Below are 16,451 nucleotides of genomic sequence, written 5' to 3'. Positions count from 1 at the left end.
CCGTACGTACGAGAGAAGGCATAGCCCATGAATTTCGCCCCGCTGCCCTCGGTGGACGCCGCGGCGGTACCGTCCGAGGGCCTTGTGCTGGACGTCCGGGAGAACGACGAGTGGGCGGCCGGGCATGTCGAGGGCGCACTGCATGTGCCGATGAGCGACTTTGTGGCTCGCTTCGGTGAGGTGACCGAGGCTGTGGCGGACAAGGGCCGTGCCTTTGTGATGTGCCGGGTCGGCGGGCGGTCCGCGCAGGTCACCCAGTATCTGGTGCAGCAGGGCATCGACGCGGTGAACGTCGAGGGCGGCATGCTCGCCTGGGACGGCGCCGGGCGTCCGATGGTCACCGACAACGACAGCCCGGCGTTCGTTCTCTGAGCTTCCGCCTGAGTTCCTGGCCGACCTGAGTTCCTAGCCGAGGGGATGGGCTGCCAGCAGGTCGCCCAGCGCCTCCTCATGGGCCGCTGCCGGGCCGAGCGAGAGCTCGAGCTGCTTGGCCCAGGCGTGATAGCGGTGCAGCGGATAGTCGGTGTCCGCGCCGAAGCCTCCGTGCAGATGCTGGGCTGTCTGTACGACACGGCGTACGCCCTCCGAGGCCCAGATCTTGGCCACCGCCACATCGCCGGACACGGGCAGTGGGCCGCCGGCACCCGCACTCCCCCGAGCCGGGCCCAGCCGCCAGGCCGCCTGCCAGAGGGTCGCCTCCATCGCGCGCAGATCGATATAGCGGTCGGCGGCCTGGACGGCGACGGCCTGGAATGTCGCGACCGGGAATCCGAACTGCTCGCGTTTTCCGGTGTATTCACTGGTCATCGAGAGCACCGCCTCACCCAGTCCGAGTGCCAGGGCACAGGTCCCGGTCGCCAGGAGCTGGCGCAGCCACTCCCAGGCGCCCTCGGCGTCGATCAGCTCGCGGCTCCCGATCCGTACGGAATCCAGGCTGACCTCGGCGAAACGTTCGCCGCTGGTGGAGATCTGCTCGGCGAGAGTGAGACCGTCATGGTCCCGGCGGACCAGGGCGAAAACGGCCCGGCCGTCATCGGTGTGCGCCGGTATGGCAATGCGGTCCGCGCACTGGGCCCAGGGGACGCCTGTCTGCACGCCGTCGAGCACCCAGCCGCCCCCGTCATCGTGCCTGTCCCCGCCCCCGCCCCCGCTCCCGTGCCCGGCGTCCCGGCGGGCGGCGACGGCGAGCTCGGCGGGGTCGTGACCGGTGCGGCCATTGGCCCCGACGGTGAGGACCAGCTCACCGCGGCCGACCCGGGGGAGGATCTCCTCGCTCAACTCGGTGCTGCCATAACGCTCGACGGCCATGGCGACCGCGCTCGTCTCCAGCAGCGGCACCCGCGCGAGCACCTTCGCCGACTCGCGCAGGACCAGGCAGAGCGCGATGGGGGCGAGGCCCGCCCCGCCGTACCGCGGAGACAGGACCAGACTCAGCAGATCCACGCCCGCGAGCTTGGCCCACAGCGGCCGGTCGAACGCCTCGGCCACCGCGCCAGGGGTGAGCGCGGGGCTCGGTACTCTGTCGGGAGCGACGCCCGAGAACACCGCTTTCGCCGCCTCGACGGCCGCCTGCTGCTCCTCGGTGAAGGTGAAGTCCACGTTCCTGTCCTCCCACGCACCGGCGCTGCCTCATCCGTATCTGACGGACCGTCAAGATAGAGCAGGTCCCGGAAAAAGAACACAGCGCGGGAGGACCGGGGCGCGCCCGCTCGGCGCGCCCCGGCTCAGCGGTCGAAGTCCAGCTCCACTTCCGGTGTGGCCGGATGGGACTGGCAGGCCAGCACATAGCCCGCCTCGGTCTCCTCCTGCTCCAGCGCGAAGTTGCGGTCCATCCGCACTTCGCCCGAGACCAGGAACGCCCTGCAGGTGCCACAGACACCGCCCTTGCACGCGTATGGCGCGTCCGCGCGGCTCCGCAGAACCGTCTCGAGCAGCGACTCCCCTTCCCGGACGGGCCACTTGCCGGACCGGCCGTCGAGGGTCGCGGTGAGCTCGGCATGGGCCGGGGCGCTCACCGCGGCCTTGCTCGGCCCCGAGCCGTCGTCCACATGGAAGATCTCCTCGTGGATGCGGCTGCGGTCCACCCCGAGCCCGCGCAGCGCGCGCTCGGCGCCCTGGACCAGGCCGAAGGGGCCGCAGAGGAACCAGCCGTCCACGTCCGCCACCGGCAGCAGCGCCGGCAACAGCCCGGTCAGCCGCTCCTGGTCCAGCCGTCCGGAAGGCAGCCCCGACTGCTGCTCCTCCCGCGAGAGCACCGTGACCAGCTGCAGACGGTCGGGGAAGCGGTCCTTGAGCTCGGCGACCTCGTCCAGGAACATCGTCGAAGCCGCGGTGCGGTCGCTGCGTATCAGGCAGAACCGGGCCTCCGGCTCGGTCGCCAGCAGCGTCGCCGCCATCGACAGCACCGGGGTAATACCGCTGCCGCCGACGATCGCCGCGAAGTACCCGGGGCGGGGGGCGAGGAGGAAGCGGCCCATCGGGGGCATCACCTCGACGGTGTCGCCGACTGCGAGCTCCTTGAGCGCGAACGTCGAGAACTCGCCGCCGTCGACCAGCCGGATGCCCACACGCAGCATCGGATCAGCGTGTCCCGGGGCGGCCGGGGCGCAGATCGAGTAGGTACGGCGGATCTCCTCGCCCTGCACCAGGCGGCGCAGGGCCAGATGCTGGCCGGGGGTGTGCCGGAAGGTCTCGCGCAGCTCGGGCGGCACCTGGAAGGTGACCGCCACCGAGTCGTCCGTGAGCTGTTCGACCTCGCTCACCCGGAGCGGATGGAACATCTACAACTCCTTGAAGTGGTCGAATGGTTCGCGGCAGCTGACGCAGCGGCGCAGAGCCTTGCAGGCGGTGGAGGAGAACCTGCTCAGCAGTTCGGTGTCGGTGGAGCCGCAGTGCGGGCAGCGCACGGAGAGCGTCAGCGCCACCGGCCCCTCCGCAGCGTGCGGACGAGGCGGTGCTATCCCGAACTCGGCGAGTTTGCGGCGCCCTTCCGCGCTGATGTCGTCCGTCGACCAGGCCGGGGAGAGAACCCTGACGACCGAGACGTCCGGCACCCCGTTCTCGTGCAGGATCTGTTCTATGTCCGAGGTCATGGCCTCGATCGCCGGGCAGCCGGTATAGGTCGGAGTCAGTTCGACCTCGACTCTGCCGGGCCCGAGGATCTGAACCCCGCGCAGCACACCGAGCTCCTCCAGGGTCAGCACCGGCAGCTCAGGGTCCGGCACGGAGCCGGCGAGCCTGCGCAGCTCCTCCTCGAGGCGCGTGTCGGTCACGTCGGTCACCACGACGCCCCCGGGTGGCTTCGGTGCAGATGCTGCATCTCGGCCAGCATCCGCCCGAAGGACTCGGTGTGCAGACCCTGGCGGCCCGCCCCCGCGGCCCAGCCGCCGGTTCGCGGCCCGTCGGGCACGGTCAGCGTCGACCGTTCCAGGACGGCGCTGACGCTCTCCAGCCAACTGGACTGCAGTGCCTGCCAGTCGATGTCGATCCCTTCGACCGGCTGGAACATCTCGCCGGTGAACCGCCACAGCGCATCGCAGGCGCGCTGCATCCGCTCATGGCTCTCGGCCGTGCCGTCGCCGAGCCGCGCCGTCCAGTGCTCGGCGTGGTCCTGGTGGTATGCGACCTCCTTGACCGCCTTCGCCGCGAGCCCGGCGAACTCGCCGTCGCCGGCCGCCAGCTGCCCGTACAGCAGCCGCTGGTAGACGGAGAAGTAGAGCTGGCGGGCGATGGTGTGCGCGAAGTCGCCGTTCGGCTGCTCGACCAGCTGGAGATTGCGGAAGGCCCGCTCCTCGCGCAGATACGCCAGCTCGTCCTCGTCACCGACGAGGGAGAGCAGCACCCGCGCCTGCCCCAGCAGGTCCAGCGCGATATTGGCGAGGGCGACATCCTCCTCCAGGACCGGCGCATGGCCGGCCCACTCCCCCAGGCGGTGCGAGAGCACCAGTGCGTCGTCGCCGAGGGCCAGTGCCGCGGCGTTCACCGTGGTGGTCACAGGTGCTTCACCCCTTCCGGGATCTCATAGAAGGTCGGGTGGCGGTAGGGCTTGTCGGCGGCCGGCTCGAAGAAGGGGTCCTTCTCGTCGGGCGAGGACGCGGTGATCGAGGTGGAGGGGACGACCCAGATCGACACGCCCTCGCTGCGCCGGGTGTACAGATCGCGGGCGTTGCGCAGGGCCATCTCCGCGTCCGGGGCGTGCAGGCTTCCCGCGTGGGTGTGGGACAGCCCGCGCCGCGAGCGGACGAAGACCTCCCACAGCGGCCAGTCGGTCGAGCTGCTCATGCCGTCGCCTCCCCGGGCTTCACGTGCTGTGCTTCATGCTTGCTTGCGTAGGCCGCGGCCGCTTCCCGGACCCAGGCACCCTCTTCGTGCGCCCTGCGCCGCTGCGTGATCCGCTGTTCGTTGCAGGGGCCGTTGCCCTTGAGGACTTCCTGGAACTCCGACCAGTCGATCGCGCCGAAGTCGTGGTGGCCCCGCTCCTCGTTCCACCGCAGGTCGGGGTCGGGGAGGGTGAGCCCGAGGGTTTCGGCCTGCGGGACGCAGATGTCCACGAAGCGCTGGCGCAGCTCGTCGTTGGAGTGCCGCTTGATCTTCCAGGCCATGGACTGCACGGAGTGCGACGACTCGTCGTCCGGCGGGCCGAACATCATCAGCGAGGGCCACCACCAGCGGTTCACCGCGTCCTGCGCCATCTCGTGCTGGGCGGGCGTGCCCCTGGAGAGGGTGAGCAGCAGCTCGTAGCCCTGGCGCTGGTGGAAGGACTCCTCCTTGCAGATCCTGACCATGGCCCGGGCGTAAGGACCGTACGAGCAGCGGCACAGCGGCACTTGGTTGGTGATCGCGGCGCCGTCCACCAGCCAGCCGATCGCGCCGACATCGGCCCAGGTCAGCGTCGGGTAGTTGAAGATCGAGGAGTACCTCTGGCGGCCGGCGTGGAGCTTGTCGAGCAGCTCCTCGCGGCTGGTGCCCAGGGTCTCGGCCGCGCTGTACAGATAAAGGCCGTGGCCTGCTTCGTCCTGGACCTTGGCCATCAGGATCGCCTTGCGCCGCAGCGAGGGCGCACGGGTGATCCAGTTCGCCTCGGGCTGCATGCCGATGATCTCGGAATGGGCGTGCTGGGCCATCTGGCGCACCAGCGTCGCCCGGTAGGCGTCCGGCATCCAGTCGCGCGGTTCGATGCGCTCGTCGGCGGCTACGGCGGCGTCGAAAACCGCCTCGTAGGTATCCGCAGTCACTGCCGTCATCCGGGCTCCCCTACCGACCGATCGTTCGGTTCATTGACTTCAATGGTGAGTCGACGGCCCGTAGGGTGTCAACCCTGTGGATAACTGAGGTGGACCGATGGGGATCGGGGCGGGATGGACTCCTACGAGGACGAGGACGCCAGAGGCGCCGGGGGCCTGAGCTCCGAGCCGCCTGCGGGCCACGGCCCCGAGCCCGTCCCGGCAGCTCGGCGGGAGGCTGTCGGCCGGCCCGATCCCGCACCTCAGTCGCAGCCCATGCCCGGCCCGGGCTCTGTGCCCGGCAGGGGCATCGCGGCGCTCTCCCTCCCGTATCAAGTGGCTGCCGCCCTCTCGCTCGCGATCATCGCCGCGCTCGCCTGCGTCCACCTGACCATGGTGTTTCTGCACGTCGCGCCGCCCAATACGGTGACCAAGGAGCATGGCGAAGCGGTCGACGGCTGGATCTATCCCGAGTTCGAGCAGAACTGGAAGCTCTTCGCCCCGAACCCGCTCCAGCAGAACGTCGACGTCGAGGTGATGGTCGAGTACACGGCCGCCGACGGCAGCCGCGAGAACTCCGGCTGGATCGACCTCACCGCCGATGACGGCGAGGCGATCCGCGGCAATCCCCTCCCCAGCCATGTCCAGCAGAACGAGCTGCGCAGGGCCTGGGACTTCTATGTCAATTCCCACGACAGCCAGAACCGCGGCAACGGCCTGCGCGGCCAGCTCTCGGAGAGCTATGTCCGCCGCATCGTGATGACGCGGCTCGACAAGCGCGACCTTGGCGGCTCCGTCGAGCGCATCCAGCTCAGGTCTTCGACCCGCTCGGTCAAGGCCCCGGAGTGGAGCGACGAGAAGATCGACACCCGCCCCGCCTACCGCGTTCTGCCCTGGTGGACGATCACCGCGGCGGATCTGCCCGGGGGAGTCCGCAACGGTCGTGGGGAGGCGGGCCAGTGAGCGACACTCCCGACCGCAGGGCCGCCCGCGCCGTCCAGCGCATCACCTCCACTGCCATGGGCCCGTACCAGAGCGCCGTCATCCGGATCGGCTTCGCCGCCACCTGGCTGCTCTTCCTGCTGCGCGAGCTGCCCAACCGCCAGGAGATGTACGGCCCCGACGGCTCCTGGAGCTGGGACATGGCGCGGCAGCTCATCGCGGGCAATGACGCCTTCACCGCGCTGATGTGGGCGGACAACACCGTCTGGTTCGAGGTCGTGTACGGCCTCGCCGTGCTCTCCAGCGCGCTGCTGATGCTCGGCTGGCGGACCCGCACCATGTCCGTGCTCTTCATGATCGGCGTGCTCTCGCTGCAGAATCGCTCCATCTTCATGGGCGACGGCGGGGACAACGTAATCCACCTGATGGCGATCTATCTGGTTCTGACGCGCTGCGGACAGGTCTGGTCGCTGGACGCGCGGCGCGCGGCACGGGCCGCCCCGGATGGGCGGGGTGTACCACCGCGTGACCGCGTCGGCCCGGCACTCTGGGCCGTGCTGGGATTCGCCCTGGTGATAGCCACCTTCCTGAACCAGACCGGCTGGTACGTCCTGCTGCTTGTCTGGGGGCTCTGGGTGGGACAGGGCCTGTGGTGGATGGCCGGCCGGTTCCCGAGCGGCGAACCGCGCGCCCTCCTGGACGTTGTGGCCAACCTCGCGCACAACGCCGCCCTCGTCGTGATCATGGCCGAGGTCTGTGTGATCTACGCCACCGCAGGCTGGTACAAGATCCAGGGCTCGCGCTGGCAGGACGGCACCGCGCTGTACTACCCGCTCAAACTCGACTACTTCACGCCCTGGCCGGCCCTTTCGGACCTTCTCGCCTCCGGCGGCGTGATGGTGATGGTGCTGACCTACGGCACGGTCATCGTTCAGGTCGCCTTCCCCTTCACGCTCTTCAACCGGCGCGTCAAGAACGTCCTGCTCGTGGCCATGATGATGGAGCACGCGGCGATCGCCGTGCTGCTGGGGCTGCCGTTCTTCTCACTGGCGATGATCGCCGCCGATGCCGTCTTTCTGCCGACCGGCTTCCTGGTCCGGCTCGGCGGGTGGGCGGCGCGCGGCAGGGGCCGGCTGTTCTCCCGGGCGGGCGGTGTGGGGGCGGAGCAGCGGCGGGGGAGCCAGGACCAGACCCGTACGCTCGTTGGGTGAGCACCACCGAAGAACCGATTCAGTACGACGACGCCTACAGCCCCGAGGTCGGCGTCGGGCCGCATCCCCTGCCCTGGCCGCAGGACGAGTGCTACGACCCCTCCCTGCTGGCAGAGGGCGACCGGCGCAATGTGGTCGACCACTACCGGTACTGGACGCGCGAGGCGATCGTCGCCGATCTGGACACACGACGGCACGGTTTCCATGTGGCAGTGGAGAACTGGGGTCACGACTTCAACATCGGTTCAGTGGTGCGCACCGCCAACGCGTTCCTCGCCCAGGAGATCCACATCGTGGGCCGGCGGCGCTGGAATCGGCGCGGTGCCATGGTCACCGACCGCTATCAGCATGTGCGCCATCACCCGGACACGGCCTCACTGACCGCGTGGGCTGCCGAGGAAGACCTGCCGATCATCGGGATCGACAATCTGCCCGGGGCGGTGCCGCTGGAGCGGACCGAGCTGCCACAGCGGTGCGTGCTGCTCTTCGGCCAGGAGGGACCCGGGCTGACGGAGGAGGCGCGTAAGCACGCGAGCATGGTCTGCTCGATCGCACAGTTCGGCTCGACGCGCTCGATCAACGCGGGAGCGGCGGCCGCGATCGCGATGCATGCCTGGGTACAGCGGTATGCGGAGATCCACACTCCGTAGTGCTCCGCCGAGGCGGATCCGGCAGGCCTTGAACCGAGGACCGCGCACGGCCGTGACCCTTTGCAAGGCCGTGACCCGTACGTCCCACGGGTCACGGCCTGCTCAGGAGCTTCAGGCCTGGCGGCGGACCTCCACCACACGGAAGCGGTTCGAGACGAAGGCGCCGTCGCACAGGGCCGCGTTTGCCGCCGGGTTGCCACCCGAGCCGTGGAAGTCGGAGAACGCCGCCGTCTGGTTGACGTACACCCCGCCCGTCAGGTTCAGGGAGAGCTGCGCCGACTCGTCCAGGCAGACGTCCTCGATCGCGCGCTCGGTCTCGTCCGAGGTCGTGTACGCGCCGACCGTCATCGCGCCCTTCTCACGGACCGTGCGCCGCAGCAGCTCCAGCGCGTCGGCCGTCGAGTCCACGGCGACCGCGAAGGACACCGGGCCGAAGCACTCCGAGAGGAACACGGCATCCGCGTCGGTTGCCTCCCAGAGCTTCCGGGCGCCGTCGAGCTTGACGATGACCGGCGTACGGACGACCGCGTCCGGGAACTCCGGGTTGGCGATCTTCCGTGAGGGCAGCGCCACCTCGCCCAGTCCGGCCGCCGCGTCCAGGCGCGCCTTCACGTCAGGGTTGACCAGCGCGCCCAGCAGGGCGTTCGCCCGGGCGTCGTCGCCGAGCAGGCCGCCCACGGAGGCCGCGAGGTCGGTGACGACCTCGTCGTAGGACTTGGGGCCCACGTCCGTGGTGATCCCGTCCCTCGGGATCAGGAAGTTCTGCGGGGTGGTGCACATCTGGCCGCTGTACAGGGACAGCGAGAAGGCCAGGTTGGACAGCATTCCCTTGTAGTTGTCGGTGGAGTCGACAACGACCGTGTTGACGCCGGCCTTCTCGGTGTAGACCTGCGCCTGGCGGGCGTTCGCCTCCAGCCAGTCACCGAAGGCGGTGGATCCGGTGTAGTCGATGATCTTGATCTCGGGGCGGACGGCCAGGGTCTTGGCGATGCCCTCGCCCGGTCGCTCGACTGCCAGAGCGACGAGATTCGGATCGAAGCCCGCCTCGGCCAGCACCTCGCGGGCCACGCGCACCGTGAGCGCGAGCGGCAGTACCGCGCGGGGGTGCGGCTTGACCAGCACGGGATTGCCGGTGGCCAGGGAGGCGAAAAGCCCCGGGTAGCCGTTCCACGTGGGGAAGGTGTTGCAGCCGATCAGCAGGGAGATCCCGCGGCCGGCCGTCGTGAAGGTCTTCCGCAGCTCCAGGGGGTCGCGCTTGCCCTGCGGCTTGGACCAGTCGGCTGCCGCGGGGGTGCGGGTCTGCTCCTCGTAGGCGTACGCCACGGCCTCCAGGCCGCGGTCCTGGGCGTGCGGGCCGCCCGCCTGGAACGCCATCATGAAGGCCTGCCCGCTGGTGTGCATCACCGCGTGCGCGAACTCATGGGTGCGGGCACTGATCCGCGAGAGGATCTCCAGGCAGACCAGGGCACGGGTCTCGGGCCCGGCCTCGCGCCAGGCGGTCATGCCCGCGCGCATCGCCGGCAGCAGGACGTCCAGATCCGGGTGCGGGTACTCGATACCCAACTCCGGGCCGTACGGCGAGACTTCGCCGCCGGTCCAGCCGTCCGTGCCCGGCTGGTCCAGCTCGAAGCGGTTGTTGCGCAGAGCCTCGAACGCGGCAAGGCCGTCGGCCGGCGCGCTCTCTCCGTACGCCTTGGGGTGCTCGGCGTGCGGCGACCAGTAAGCGCGCGTGCGGATCGCCTCGAGGGCCTGGTCGAGCGTGGGCCGGTGGGTCTCGGTCAGCTGCATGAAGGACCAACTCCTCGTCGAGCTGGGCAGGGAAGGAATGACAGAGTTAGAGTAACCGAACGATCGGTCGGTACAAGGGGGCCTGGCGAACCTGTGGACAACTCATCGGGGAGGATCACTCCCATGACCGCCATCGATCAGAGCCGGACCGTCGCCGTGGTCGGCACCGGCACCATGGGGCAGGGCATCGCGCAGGTCGCCCTCGTCGCAGGCCACCCCGTGCGTCTTTACGACGCCGTCCCCGGAAGGGCGGGCGAGGCGGCAAACGCCATCGGCGCGCGCCTCGACCGGCTGGTCGAGAAGGGCCGGATGGACGCGGCCGAAAGGGATGCCGCTCGTGCCGGGCTGCACCCCGCGGCGGAACTGGCCGAGCTGGCCGACGCCGCGCTCGTCGTCGAGGCGGTCCTCGAACAACTCCCGGTCAAGCAGGACCTGTTCACGGCGCTCGAGGAGATCGTCGCCGACGGCTGCGTACTGGCCACCAACACCTCCTCACTCTCGGTGACCGCCATCGCGGGCGCTCTCAGGAACCCGGGCCGTTTCGTCGGTCTGCACTTCTTCAATCCGGCGCCGCTGCTCCCGCTGGTCGAGGTGGTCAGCGGCTTCGCCACCGAGGACGCGGCCGCCACACGCGCGTACGAGACGGCGAAGGCATGGGGCAAGACCCCGGTGCGCTGCACCGACACCCCCGGGTTCATCGTCAACCGCATTGCCCGGCCCTTCTACGCCGAGGCCTTCGCGGTGTACGAGGAGCGCGGCGCCGATCCGGCCACCATCGACGCGGTGCTGCGCGAGAGCGGCGGCTTCCGGATGGGGCCCTTCGAGCTGACCGACCTGATCGGCCAGGACGTCAATGAGGCCGTGACCCGTTCGGTCTGGGAGTCCTTCTTCCAGAGCCCCAAGTTCACGCCGTCGCTCGCCCAGCGCCGGCTCGTCGAGTCGGGCCTGCACGGGCGCAAGAGCGGCCGCGGCTGGTTCTCGTACGAGGAGGGCGCCCAGCGCCCCGAGCCGCACACCGCACCGGCCACCGAGCCGCCGTCCCACATCACCGTGGAGGGCGGCCTCGGGCCTGCCCGGGAGCTACTCGGGATGATCCGGGAGGCGGGCATCAGCGTCCGCGAGGCGGAAGAGGACCAGGGCACCAGGATCGTGCTGCCCAGTGGCGGACAGCTGGTGCTCGCCGACGGGCAGACCTCGGCGGAGTTCCGTGATGTCGTCTACTTCGACCTCGCCCTCGACTACCGGACAGCGACCCGGATCGCGCTCTCCGCCTCCGAGGTCACCGGCTGGGAGACGCTCAGGCAGTCGATCGGCCTCTTCCAGGCCCTCGGCAAGAAGGTCAGCGTCATCGGGGACGTCCCGGGGATGATCGTGGCCCGTACGGTCGCGATGCTCGTGGATCTCGCCGCCGACGCCGTCGCCAAGTCGGTCGCCACACCTCAGGACATCGACACGGCGATGCTGCTCGGCGTCAACTATCCGCTGGGGCCTGTCGAATGGGGCCGCCGACTCGGCCGCTCCTGGGCTCACGAGCTGCTGGACGAGCTCCACGCGCGCGTGCCCACCGGGCGCTACGCCCCTTCCCTGGGGCTCTACCGGCAGTCGTATGTGCGGCCGGAGAAGGACGAGGCAGGCGCATGACCACGGCCAAGCGGGACACCTACACGCCGGAGACGCTGCTGACCGTCGCAGTCCGGATCTTCAACGAGCGCGGCTACGACGGCACCTCCATGGAGCATCTCTCCAAGGCGGCAGGCATCTCCAAGTCCTCGATCTACCACCATGTGACGGGCAAGGAGGAACTGCTACGCCGGGCCGTCAGCCGGGCGCTCGACGCCCTCTTCGCCGTCCTCGACGAGCCGGGGGCGCTGCGCGGACGGGCCATCGAGCGGGTCGAGTACGTCACCCGGCGCACTGTCGAGGTGCTGATGGCCGAGCTGCCCTATGTGACTTTGCTGCTGCGCGTACGGGGCAACACGAAGACCGAGCGGTGGGCCATGGAGCGGCGCCGCGACTTCGACCAGCGGGTGGCCGATCTGCTCAAGGCCGCAGCGGCCGACGGCGATCTCCGTGCGGACATGGAGATCCGGCTGGCGACCAGGCTCCTCTTCGGCATGGTGAACTCGCTGGTCGAGTGGTACCGCCCGCATCCCGGCAGCGGCTATGAGGGCGAAGAGGTCGCCGAGGCGGTCGTCAGGCTCGCCTTCGACGGGCTGCGTACGGACTCCTAGAGCTACAGGCCTCCCGAGCTCCACGACAGGGGCAGGTCTACTGCAGCGGCTCTACTGCAGCGGCTCCACGTCCGGTGGCGTGCCTGGACCGGGCCCCGGGTCGAGATCCGTCTCCTCGAAGACCAGCAGCGTGTGCGTGGAGAGCACTTCCGGGATGGACTGGAGCCGGGTCAGGACGAGCTCGCGCAGCGTGCGGTTGTCCGGGGTGTGGACCAGGAGCAGTACGTCGAAATCGCCGCTGACCAGAGCGATGTGGGCGGCTCCGGGCAGGGCCTGCAGCTGCTCGCGCACCGTGCGCCAGGTGTTCTGCACGATCTTGAGTGTGATGTAGGCAGAGGCGCCCTGACCTGCGCGCTCGTGGTTCACCCGGGCGCTGAAGCCGCGTATCACGCCGTCGTCGATGAGCCTGTTGATGCGCGCGTACGCGTTGGCGCGCGAGACATGCACACGCTCGGCCACGGAGCGTATCGAGGCGCGGCCGTCGGTCTGGAGGATCCGAAGGATGTCCCGGTCGATGGGATCGAGGGGCCGTGCCGGAGTGGTCTGCTCCGTCCGGTCCCCGCCCTCGGCCATTTGTTCAGCTGCCATATCCCCCCGCCTTCTCAGCATGGACGACCTGTCTCCATCTCAGGCTGTGGAGAACCGTTTGTCCACAGGCTGAAGGTGCCTGTAGCCAAAATGCGTCCACGACCGAACAATCGGTAGGGAGGCGGGCCACACTGTCGTGCCGCTTCGTCGTCGCTCCCGTGAGGAGGTGCTCGCGTTGAGGAAGAGCAGCATGACGGTTCAGGAGCTGCCCGGTGCCGCTGCCGCCTACCGGCCCACCCCGCCGCCGGCGTGGAAGCCCCGTACCGACCCCGCACCCCTGCTCCCGGACCCGGAGCCGTACCGCGTGCTCGGCACGGACGCCGCCGCCGGCGTGGACCCCGAGCTGCTCCTGCGGTTGTACGCGGAGCTGGTGCGCGGCCGCAGGTACAACGCCCAGGCGACCGCCCTGACCAAGCAGGGCAGGCTTGCCGTCTACCCGTCGAGCACCGGACAGGAGGCGTGCGAGGTGGCGGCGGCGCTGGCGATCGAGGAGCGGGACTGGCTCTTCCCCAGCTACCGCGACACCCTCGCGGCCGTGGCACGTGGGCTCGACCCCGTACAGGCACTGACGCTGCTGCGCGGTGACTGGCACACCGGATACGACCCGCACGAGCACCGCATAGCGCCCCTGTGCACCCCGCTCGCCACCCAGTTGCCGCATGCCGTGGGACTGGCGCACGCGGCCAGGCTCAAGGGCGACGACGTCGTCGCTCTCGCCATGGTCGGCGACGGCGGCACCAGCGAGGGCGACTTCCACGAGGCACTGAACTTCGCCGCGGTGTGGCAGGCCCCGGTCGTCTTCCTGGTCCAGAACAACGGCTTCGCGATCTCCGTACCGCTGGCCAAGCAGACGGCCGCGCCCTCGCTCGCCCACAAGGCCGTGGGATACGGAATGCCGGGCCGGCTCGTCGACGGCAACGACGCGGCCGCGGTGCACGAGGTGCTCGCCGATGCCGTGGCCAGGGCCCGGCGCGGCGGAGGTCCGACGCTGATCGAGGCCGTGACGTACCGCATGGACGCCCACACGAACGCCGACGACGCGACCCGCTACCGGGTCGAGAGCGAGGTCGAGGCCTGGCGTGCGCACGATCCGATCCGGCTGCTGGAGCGGGAGTTGACCGAGCGAGGACTGCTTGACGAGGACGGCATACGGGCCGCTGCCGACGCGGCCGAGACGATGGCCGCGTCGCTGCGCGAGGGGATGAACGCCGACCCGGTGCTCGACCCCATGGACCTCTTCGCGCATGTCTACGCCGAGCAGACCAGCCAGCTGCGGGAGCAGGCCGCGCAGCTGCGGGCCGAGCTCGACGCCGAGGGAGAAGCACGATGACCACGGCAGCGGTGAAGCCGGCCTCGATGGCGCAGGCCCTTCAGCGGGCGATGCGGGACGCGATGGCCGAGGACCCGACCGTCCACGTGATGGGGGAGGACGTCGGCACGCTCGGCGGAGTCTTCCGGGTCACGGACGGGCTGGCCAAGGAGTTCGGCGAGGACCGCTGTACGGACACGCCGCTCGCCGAGGCGGGCATCCTCGGCACGGCCGTCGGCATGGCGATGTACGGGCTGCGGCCTGTGGTCGAGATGCAGTTCGACGCCTTCGCCTACCCGGCGTTCGAGCAGCTGATCAGCCATGTCGCGCGGATGCGGAACCGGACCCGGGGCGGGATGCCGCTGCCGATCACCGTGCGCGTGCCGTACGGCGGCGGAATCGGTGGCGTCGAGCACCACAGTGACTCGTCCGAGGCCTACTACGTGGCGACTCCGGGACTCCACGTCGTCACGCCCGCGACCGTCGACGATGCGTACGGGCTGCTGAGGGCCGCGATCGCGTCCGACGACCCGGTGGTCTTCCTGGAGCCCAAGCGGTTGTACTGGTCGAAGGCCGCGTGGTCGCCCGAAGCACCGTCCGCGGTGGAGCCGATAGGCCGCGCCGTGGTGCGCCGGCCGGGGCGCAGCGCCACGCTGATCACGTACGGGCCCTCCGTGCCGGTCTGCATGGAGGCCGCCGAAGCGGCCGCGGCCGAGGGCTGGGATCTGGAAGTCGTCGATCTGCGCTCGCTGGTGCCCTTCGACGACGAGACGGTCTGCGCGTCCGTGCGGCGCACGGGGCGTGCGGTCGTCGTCCATGAGTCCACCGGTTTCGGCGGCCCTGGAGGGGAGATCGCCGCGCGGGTGACGGAGCGCTGCTTCCACCATCTGGAGGCCCCGGTGCTGCGCGTGGCCGGCTTCGACATTCCGTATCCGCCGCCGATGCTGGAGCGGCACCATCTGCCGGGAGTGGACCGGGTTCTGGACGCGGTGGCGCGGCTGCAGTGGGAGGCGGGGAGCTGATGGCTCAGGTGCTCGAATTCAAGCTGCCGGACCTCGGCGAGGGCCTGACCGAGGCGGAGATCGTGCGCTGGCTGGTGGCGGTGGGCGACGTCGTCGCGATCGACCAGCCGGTCGTCGAGGTCGAGACGGCCAAGGCGATGGTGGAGGTGCCGTGTCCCTACGGGGGCGTGGTGACGGCGCGTTTCGGCGAAGAAGGCACGGAACTTCCCGTCGGGGCGCCGCTGTTGACGGTTGCGGTGGGAGCGGCGGACCTGGGCGGGGCCGGCGGTAACGGCTCCTCCGGCTCCTCCGGCTCGACCCGTACCGCTGAGGCCGCCGGTTCTGCCGGGGCAGCGGAGGAGTCTTCGGGCAATGTGCTCGTCGGCTACGGGACGGGTGCGCCCGCGGCCCGTCGTCGGCGGATTCGGCCTGCCGGGCCTCTGGCGTCCGTTCCGGCGGCGCCCGCTCCCGCTCCCGCACCCAGTTCAGCTCCCGCTCAGGCTTCTGCCGCCGCTCCGGCGCCCGAGCGCCGGCCGGCGGGCGCGGTGGCGGTCGATGAGGCCGTCCAGAGCGGACCTGTGCCCGTCATCTCGCCGCTCGTCCGCCGTCTTGCCCGTGAACACGCCGTCGATCTGCGCACGTTGACCGGTTCCGGGCCTGACGGCCTGATCCTGCGTGCCGACGTCGAGTACGCCATGCGGACCGCAGAGGCACCGGCCGCGCCCGCGCCTGTCGCCGCGGCACCCGCCTCCGCTGTGACGCGCGGCGAGCGGATACCGCTGCGCGGCGTACGCGGAGCCGTGGCCGACAAGCTGTCCCGCAGCCGGCGCGAGATCCCGGACGCCACCTGCTGGGTCGATGCGGACGCGACCGAGCTGATGGCAGCGCGGGTCTCGATGAACGCGGCGGGCGGTCCGAAGATCTCGCTGCTGGCGCTGCTCGCCCGGATCTGTACGGCCGCGCTCGCCCGCCACCCGGAGCTCAACTCCACGGTGGACATGGACGCCAGGGAGATCGTGCGGCTTCCCGAAGTGCACCTGGGCTTCGCGGCGCAGACCGAGCGTGGCCTGGTCGTTCCGGTCGTACGCAATGCGCACAGCCGCTCCGCCGAGTCGCTGAGCGCCGAGTTCGCGCGGCTGACGGAGGCGGCGCGGCAGGGGACGCTGACTCCGGCCGATCTGACGGGCGGGACGTTCACCCTGAACAACTACGGGGTGTTCGGTGTCGACGGCTCCACGCCGATCATCAACCACCCCGAGGCGGCGATGCTCGGGGTGGGCCGGATCGTGCCGAAGCCGTGGGTGCACCAGGGCGAGCTGGCCGTACGCCAGGTCGTGCAACTCTCGTTCACCTTCGACCACCGGGTCTGTGACGGCGGCACCGCGGGCGGCTTCCTGCGCTATGTCGCCGACTGCGTCGAGCACCCGTCGGTGCTGCTGCGCAGCCTGTAGCGACAGCCGTACGACGGCCTGGGCACGCCCCGGGGGACAGATGAGATCACCCGGGGCT

Annotated in this window: 17 protein-coding genes; 9 read left to right on the top strand and 8 right to left on the bottom strand. The window is 70.2% G+C overall.

The genetic code is table 11. The features are described 5' to 3' along the window. The first annotated feature begins 27 nt into the window (after nt 1–27). Nucleotides 28–372 (top strand): rhodanese-like domain-containing protein, encoded by a 345-nt coding sequence (locus tag OHA61_RS18720; RefSeq protein ID WP_361902174.1) that lies wholly within the window; start codon nt 28–30, stop codon nt 370–372. Between the two features lie 33 nt (nt 373–405). Here OHA61_RS18720 and OHA61_RS18715 read toward each other — a convergent pair whose 3' ends face one another. The 6 genes from OHA61_RS18715 to paaA form a co-directional block, all read right to left on the bottom strand. Continuing rightward, nucleotides 406–1,599, bottom strand: a complete 1,194-nt coding sequence (locus OHA61_RS18715; protein ID WP_406303985.1) for an acyl-CoA dehydrogenase family protein — start codon at nt 1,597–1,599, stop codon at nt 406–408. Nucleotides 1,600–1,724: 125 nt separating this feature from the next. After that, nucleotides 1,725–2,780: a 2Fe-2S iron-sulfur cluster-binding protein gene (locus OHA61_RS18710; RefSeq protein ID WP_406303984.1), complete on the bottom strand. Its 1,056-nt coding sequence runs from the start codon at nt 2,778–2,780 to the stop codon at nt 1,725–1,727. After that, nucleotides 2,781–3,272, bottom strand: coding sequence for a 1,2-phenylacetyl-CoA epoxidase subunit PaaD (gene paaD, locus OHA61_RS18705; protein ID WP_406303983.1), 492 nt, complete (start codon nt 3,270–3,272; stop codon nt 2,781–2,783). A gap of 5 nt (nt 3,273–3,277) precedes the next feature. After that, nucleotides 3,278–3,994, bottom strand: coding sequence for a 1,2-phenylacetyl-CoA epoxidase subunit PaaC (gene paaC / locus OHA61_RS18700; RefSeq protein ID WP_406303982.1), 717 nt, complete (start codon nt 3,992–3,994; stop codon nt 3,278–3,280). Beyond that, on the bottom strand, nt 3,991–4,281 hold the full coding sequence (gene paaB / locus OHA61_RS18695) for a 1,2-phenylacetyl-CoA epoxidase subunit PaaB (protein WP_324991138.1): 291 nt from the start codon (nt 4,279–4,281) through the stop codon (nt 3,991–3,993). The genes paaC and paaB overlap by 4 nt, the downstream gene beginning before the upstream one ends. After that, nucleotides 4,278–5,243: a 1,2-phenylacetyl-CoA epoxidase subunit PaaA gene (gene paaA / locus OHA61_RS18690; protein WP_324991140.1), complete on the bottom strand. Its 966-nt coding sequence runs from the start codon at nt 5,241–5,243 to the stop codon at nt 4,278–4,280. The genes paaB and paaA overlap by 4 nt, the downstream gene beginning before the upstream one ends. A 114-nt stretch (nt 5,244–5,357) precedes the next feature. Between paaA and OHA61_RS18685 the strand changes: the two genes are divergently transcribed. Genes OHA61_RS18685 through OHA61_RS18675 form a run of 3 tightly spaced genes read left to right on the top strand, consistent with a single transcriptional unit; the run spans nt 5,358 to nt 8,025 of the window. Next, nucleotides 5,358–6,185, top strand: coding sequence for a DUF5819 family protein (locus OHA61_RS18685; protein ID WP_406303981.1), 828 nt, complete (start codon nt 5,358–5,360; stop codon nt 6,183–6,185). Then, the gene (locus OHA61_RS18680) at nt 6,182–7,375 is read left to right on the top strand and encodes an HTTM domain-containing protein (RefSeq protein ID WP_406303980.1); all 1,194 of its coding nucleotides are present in this window, start codon (nt 6,182–6,184) and stop codon (nt 7,373–7,375) included. The genes OHA61_RS18685 and OHA61_RS18680 overlap by 4 nt, the downstream gene beginning before the upstream one ends. Further along, nucleotides 7,372–8,025, top strand: a complete 654-nt coding sequence (locus tag OHA61_RS18675; RefSeq protein WP_324991143.1) for a TrmH family RNA methyltransferase — start codon at nt 7,372–7,374, stop codon at nt 8,023–8,025. The genes OHA61_RS18680 and OHA61_RS18675 overlap by 4 nt, the downstream gene beginning before the upstream one ends. Nucleotides 8,026–8,136: 111 nt before the next feature. Here OHA61_RS18675 and paaN read toward each other — a convergent pair whose 3' ends face one another. Next, nucleotides 8,137–9,813: a phenylacetic acid degradation protein PaaN gene (paaN, locus tag OHA61_RS18670; RefSeq protein WP_406303979.1), complete on the bottom strand. Its 1,677-nt coding sequence runs from the start codon at nt 9,811–9,813 to the stop codon at nt 8,137–8,139. A gap of 123 nt (nt 9,814–9,936) precedes the next feature. On the opposite strand from paaN, the gene OHA61_RS18665 reads away from it, so the two are divergent. Next, entirely contained in the window at nt 9,937–11,454 is a 1,518-nt protein-coding gene (locus OHA61_RS18665) for a 3-hydroxyacyl-CoA dehydrogenase (protein ID WP_406303978.1), read from the top strand. Further along, entirely contained in the window at nt 11,451–12,044 is a 594-nt protein-coding gene (locus tag OHA61_RS18660) for a TetR/AcrR family transcriptional regulator (protein WP_406303977.1), read from the top strand. The genes OHA61_RS18665 and OHA61_RS18660 overlap by 4 nt, the downstream gene beginning before the upstream one ends. Before the next feature lie 51 nt (nt 12,045–12,095). Here OHA61_RS18660 and OHA61_RS18655 read toward each other — a convergent pair whose 3' ends face one another. Next, nucleotides 12,096–12,617, bottom strand: a complete 522-nt coding sequence (locus OHA61_RS18655; RefSeq protein WP_406307394.1) for an Lrp/AsnC family transcriptional regulator — start codon at nt 12,615–12,617, stop codon at nt 12,096–12,098. Nucleotides 12,618–12,822: 205 nt separating this feature from the next. Between OHA61_RS18655 and pdhA the strand changes: the two genes are divergently transcribed. Genes pdhA through OHA61_RS18640 form a run of 3 tightly spaced genes read left to right on the top strand, consistent with a single transcriptional unit; the run spans nt 12,823 to nt 16,393 of the window. After that, nucleotides 12,823–13,962, top strand: a complete 1,140-nt coding sequence (gene pdhA, locus OHA61_RS18650) for a pyruvate dehydrogenase (acetyl-transferring) E1 component subunit alpha (RefSeq protein ID WP_324991150.1) — start codon at nt 12,823–12,825, stop codon at nt 13,960–13,962. Beyond that, nucleotides 13,959–14,963 (top strand): alpha-ketoacid dehydrogenase subunit beta, encoded by a 1,005-nt coding sequence (locus tag OHA61_RS18645; RefSeq protein ID WP_361902200.1) that lies wholly within the window; start codon nt 13,959–13,961, stop codon nt 14,961–14,963. Before pdhA ends, OHA61_RS18645 begins: the two co-directional genes overlap by 4 nt. Beyond that, nucleotides 14,963–16,393 carry a dihydrolipoamide acetyltransferase family protein gene (locus OHA61_RS18640; RefSeq protein WP_406303976.1) on the top strand — a complete coding sequence of 477 codons (1,431 nt, stop codon included), beginning with the start codon at nt 14,963–14,965 and terminating at the stop codon, nt 16,391–16,393. Before OHA61_RS18645 ends, OHA61_RS18640 begins: the two co-directional genes overlap by 1 nt. Nucleotides 16,394–16,451: the final 58 nt, after the last annotated feature.

Source organism: Streptomyces sp. NBC_00885, from assembly GCF_045207475.1.
In the GTDB taxonomy this organism is placed as follows: Bacteria; Actinomycetota; Actinomycetes; order Streptomycetales; family Streptomycetaceae; genus Streptomyces.
The sequence above is the reverse complement of the archived record's forward strand: the minus strand, read 5'-3'. Positions and strand labels throughout refer to the sequence as shown.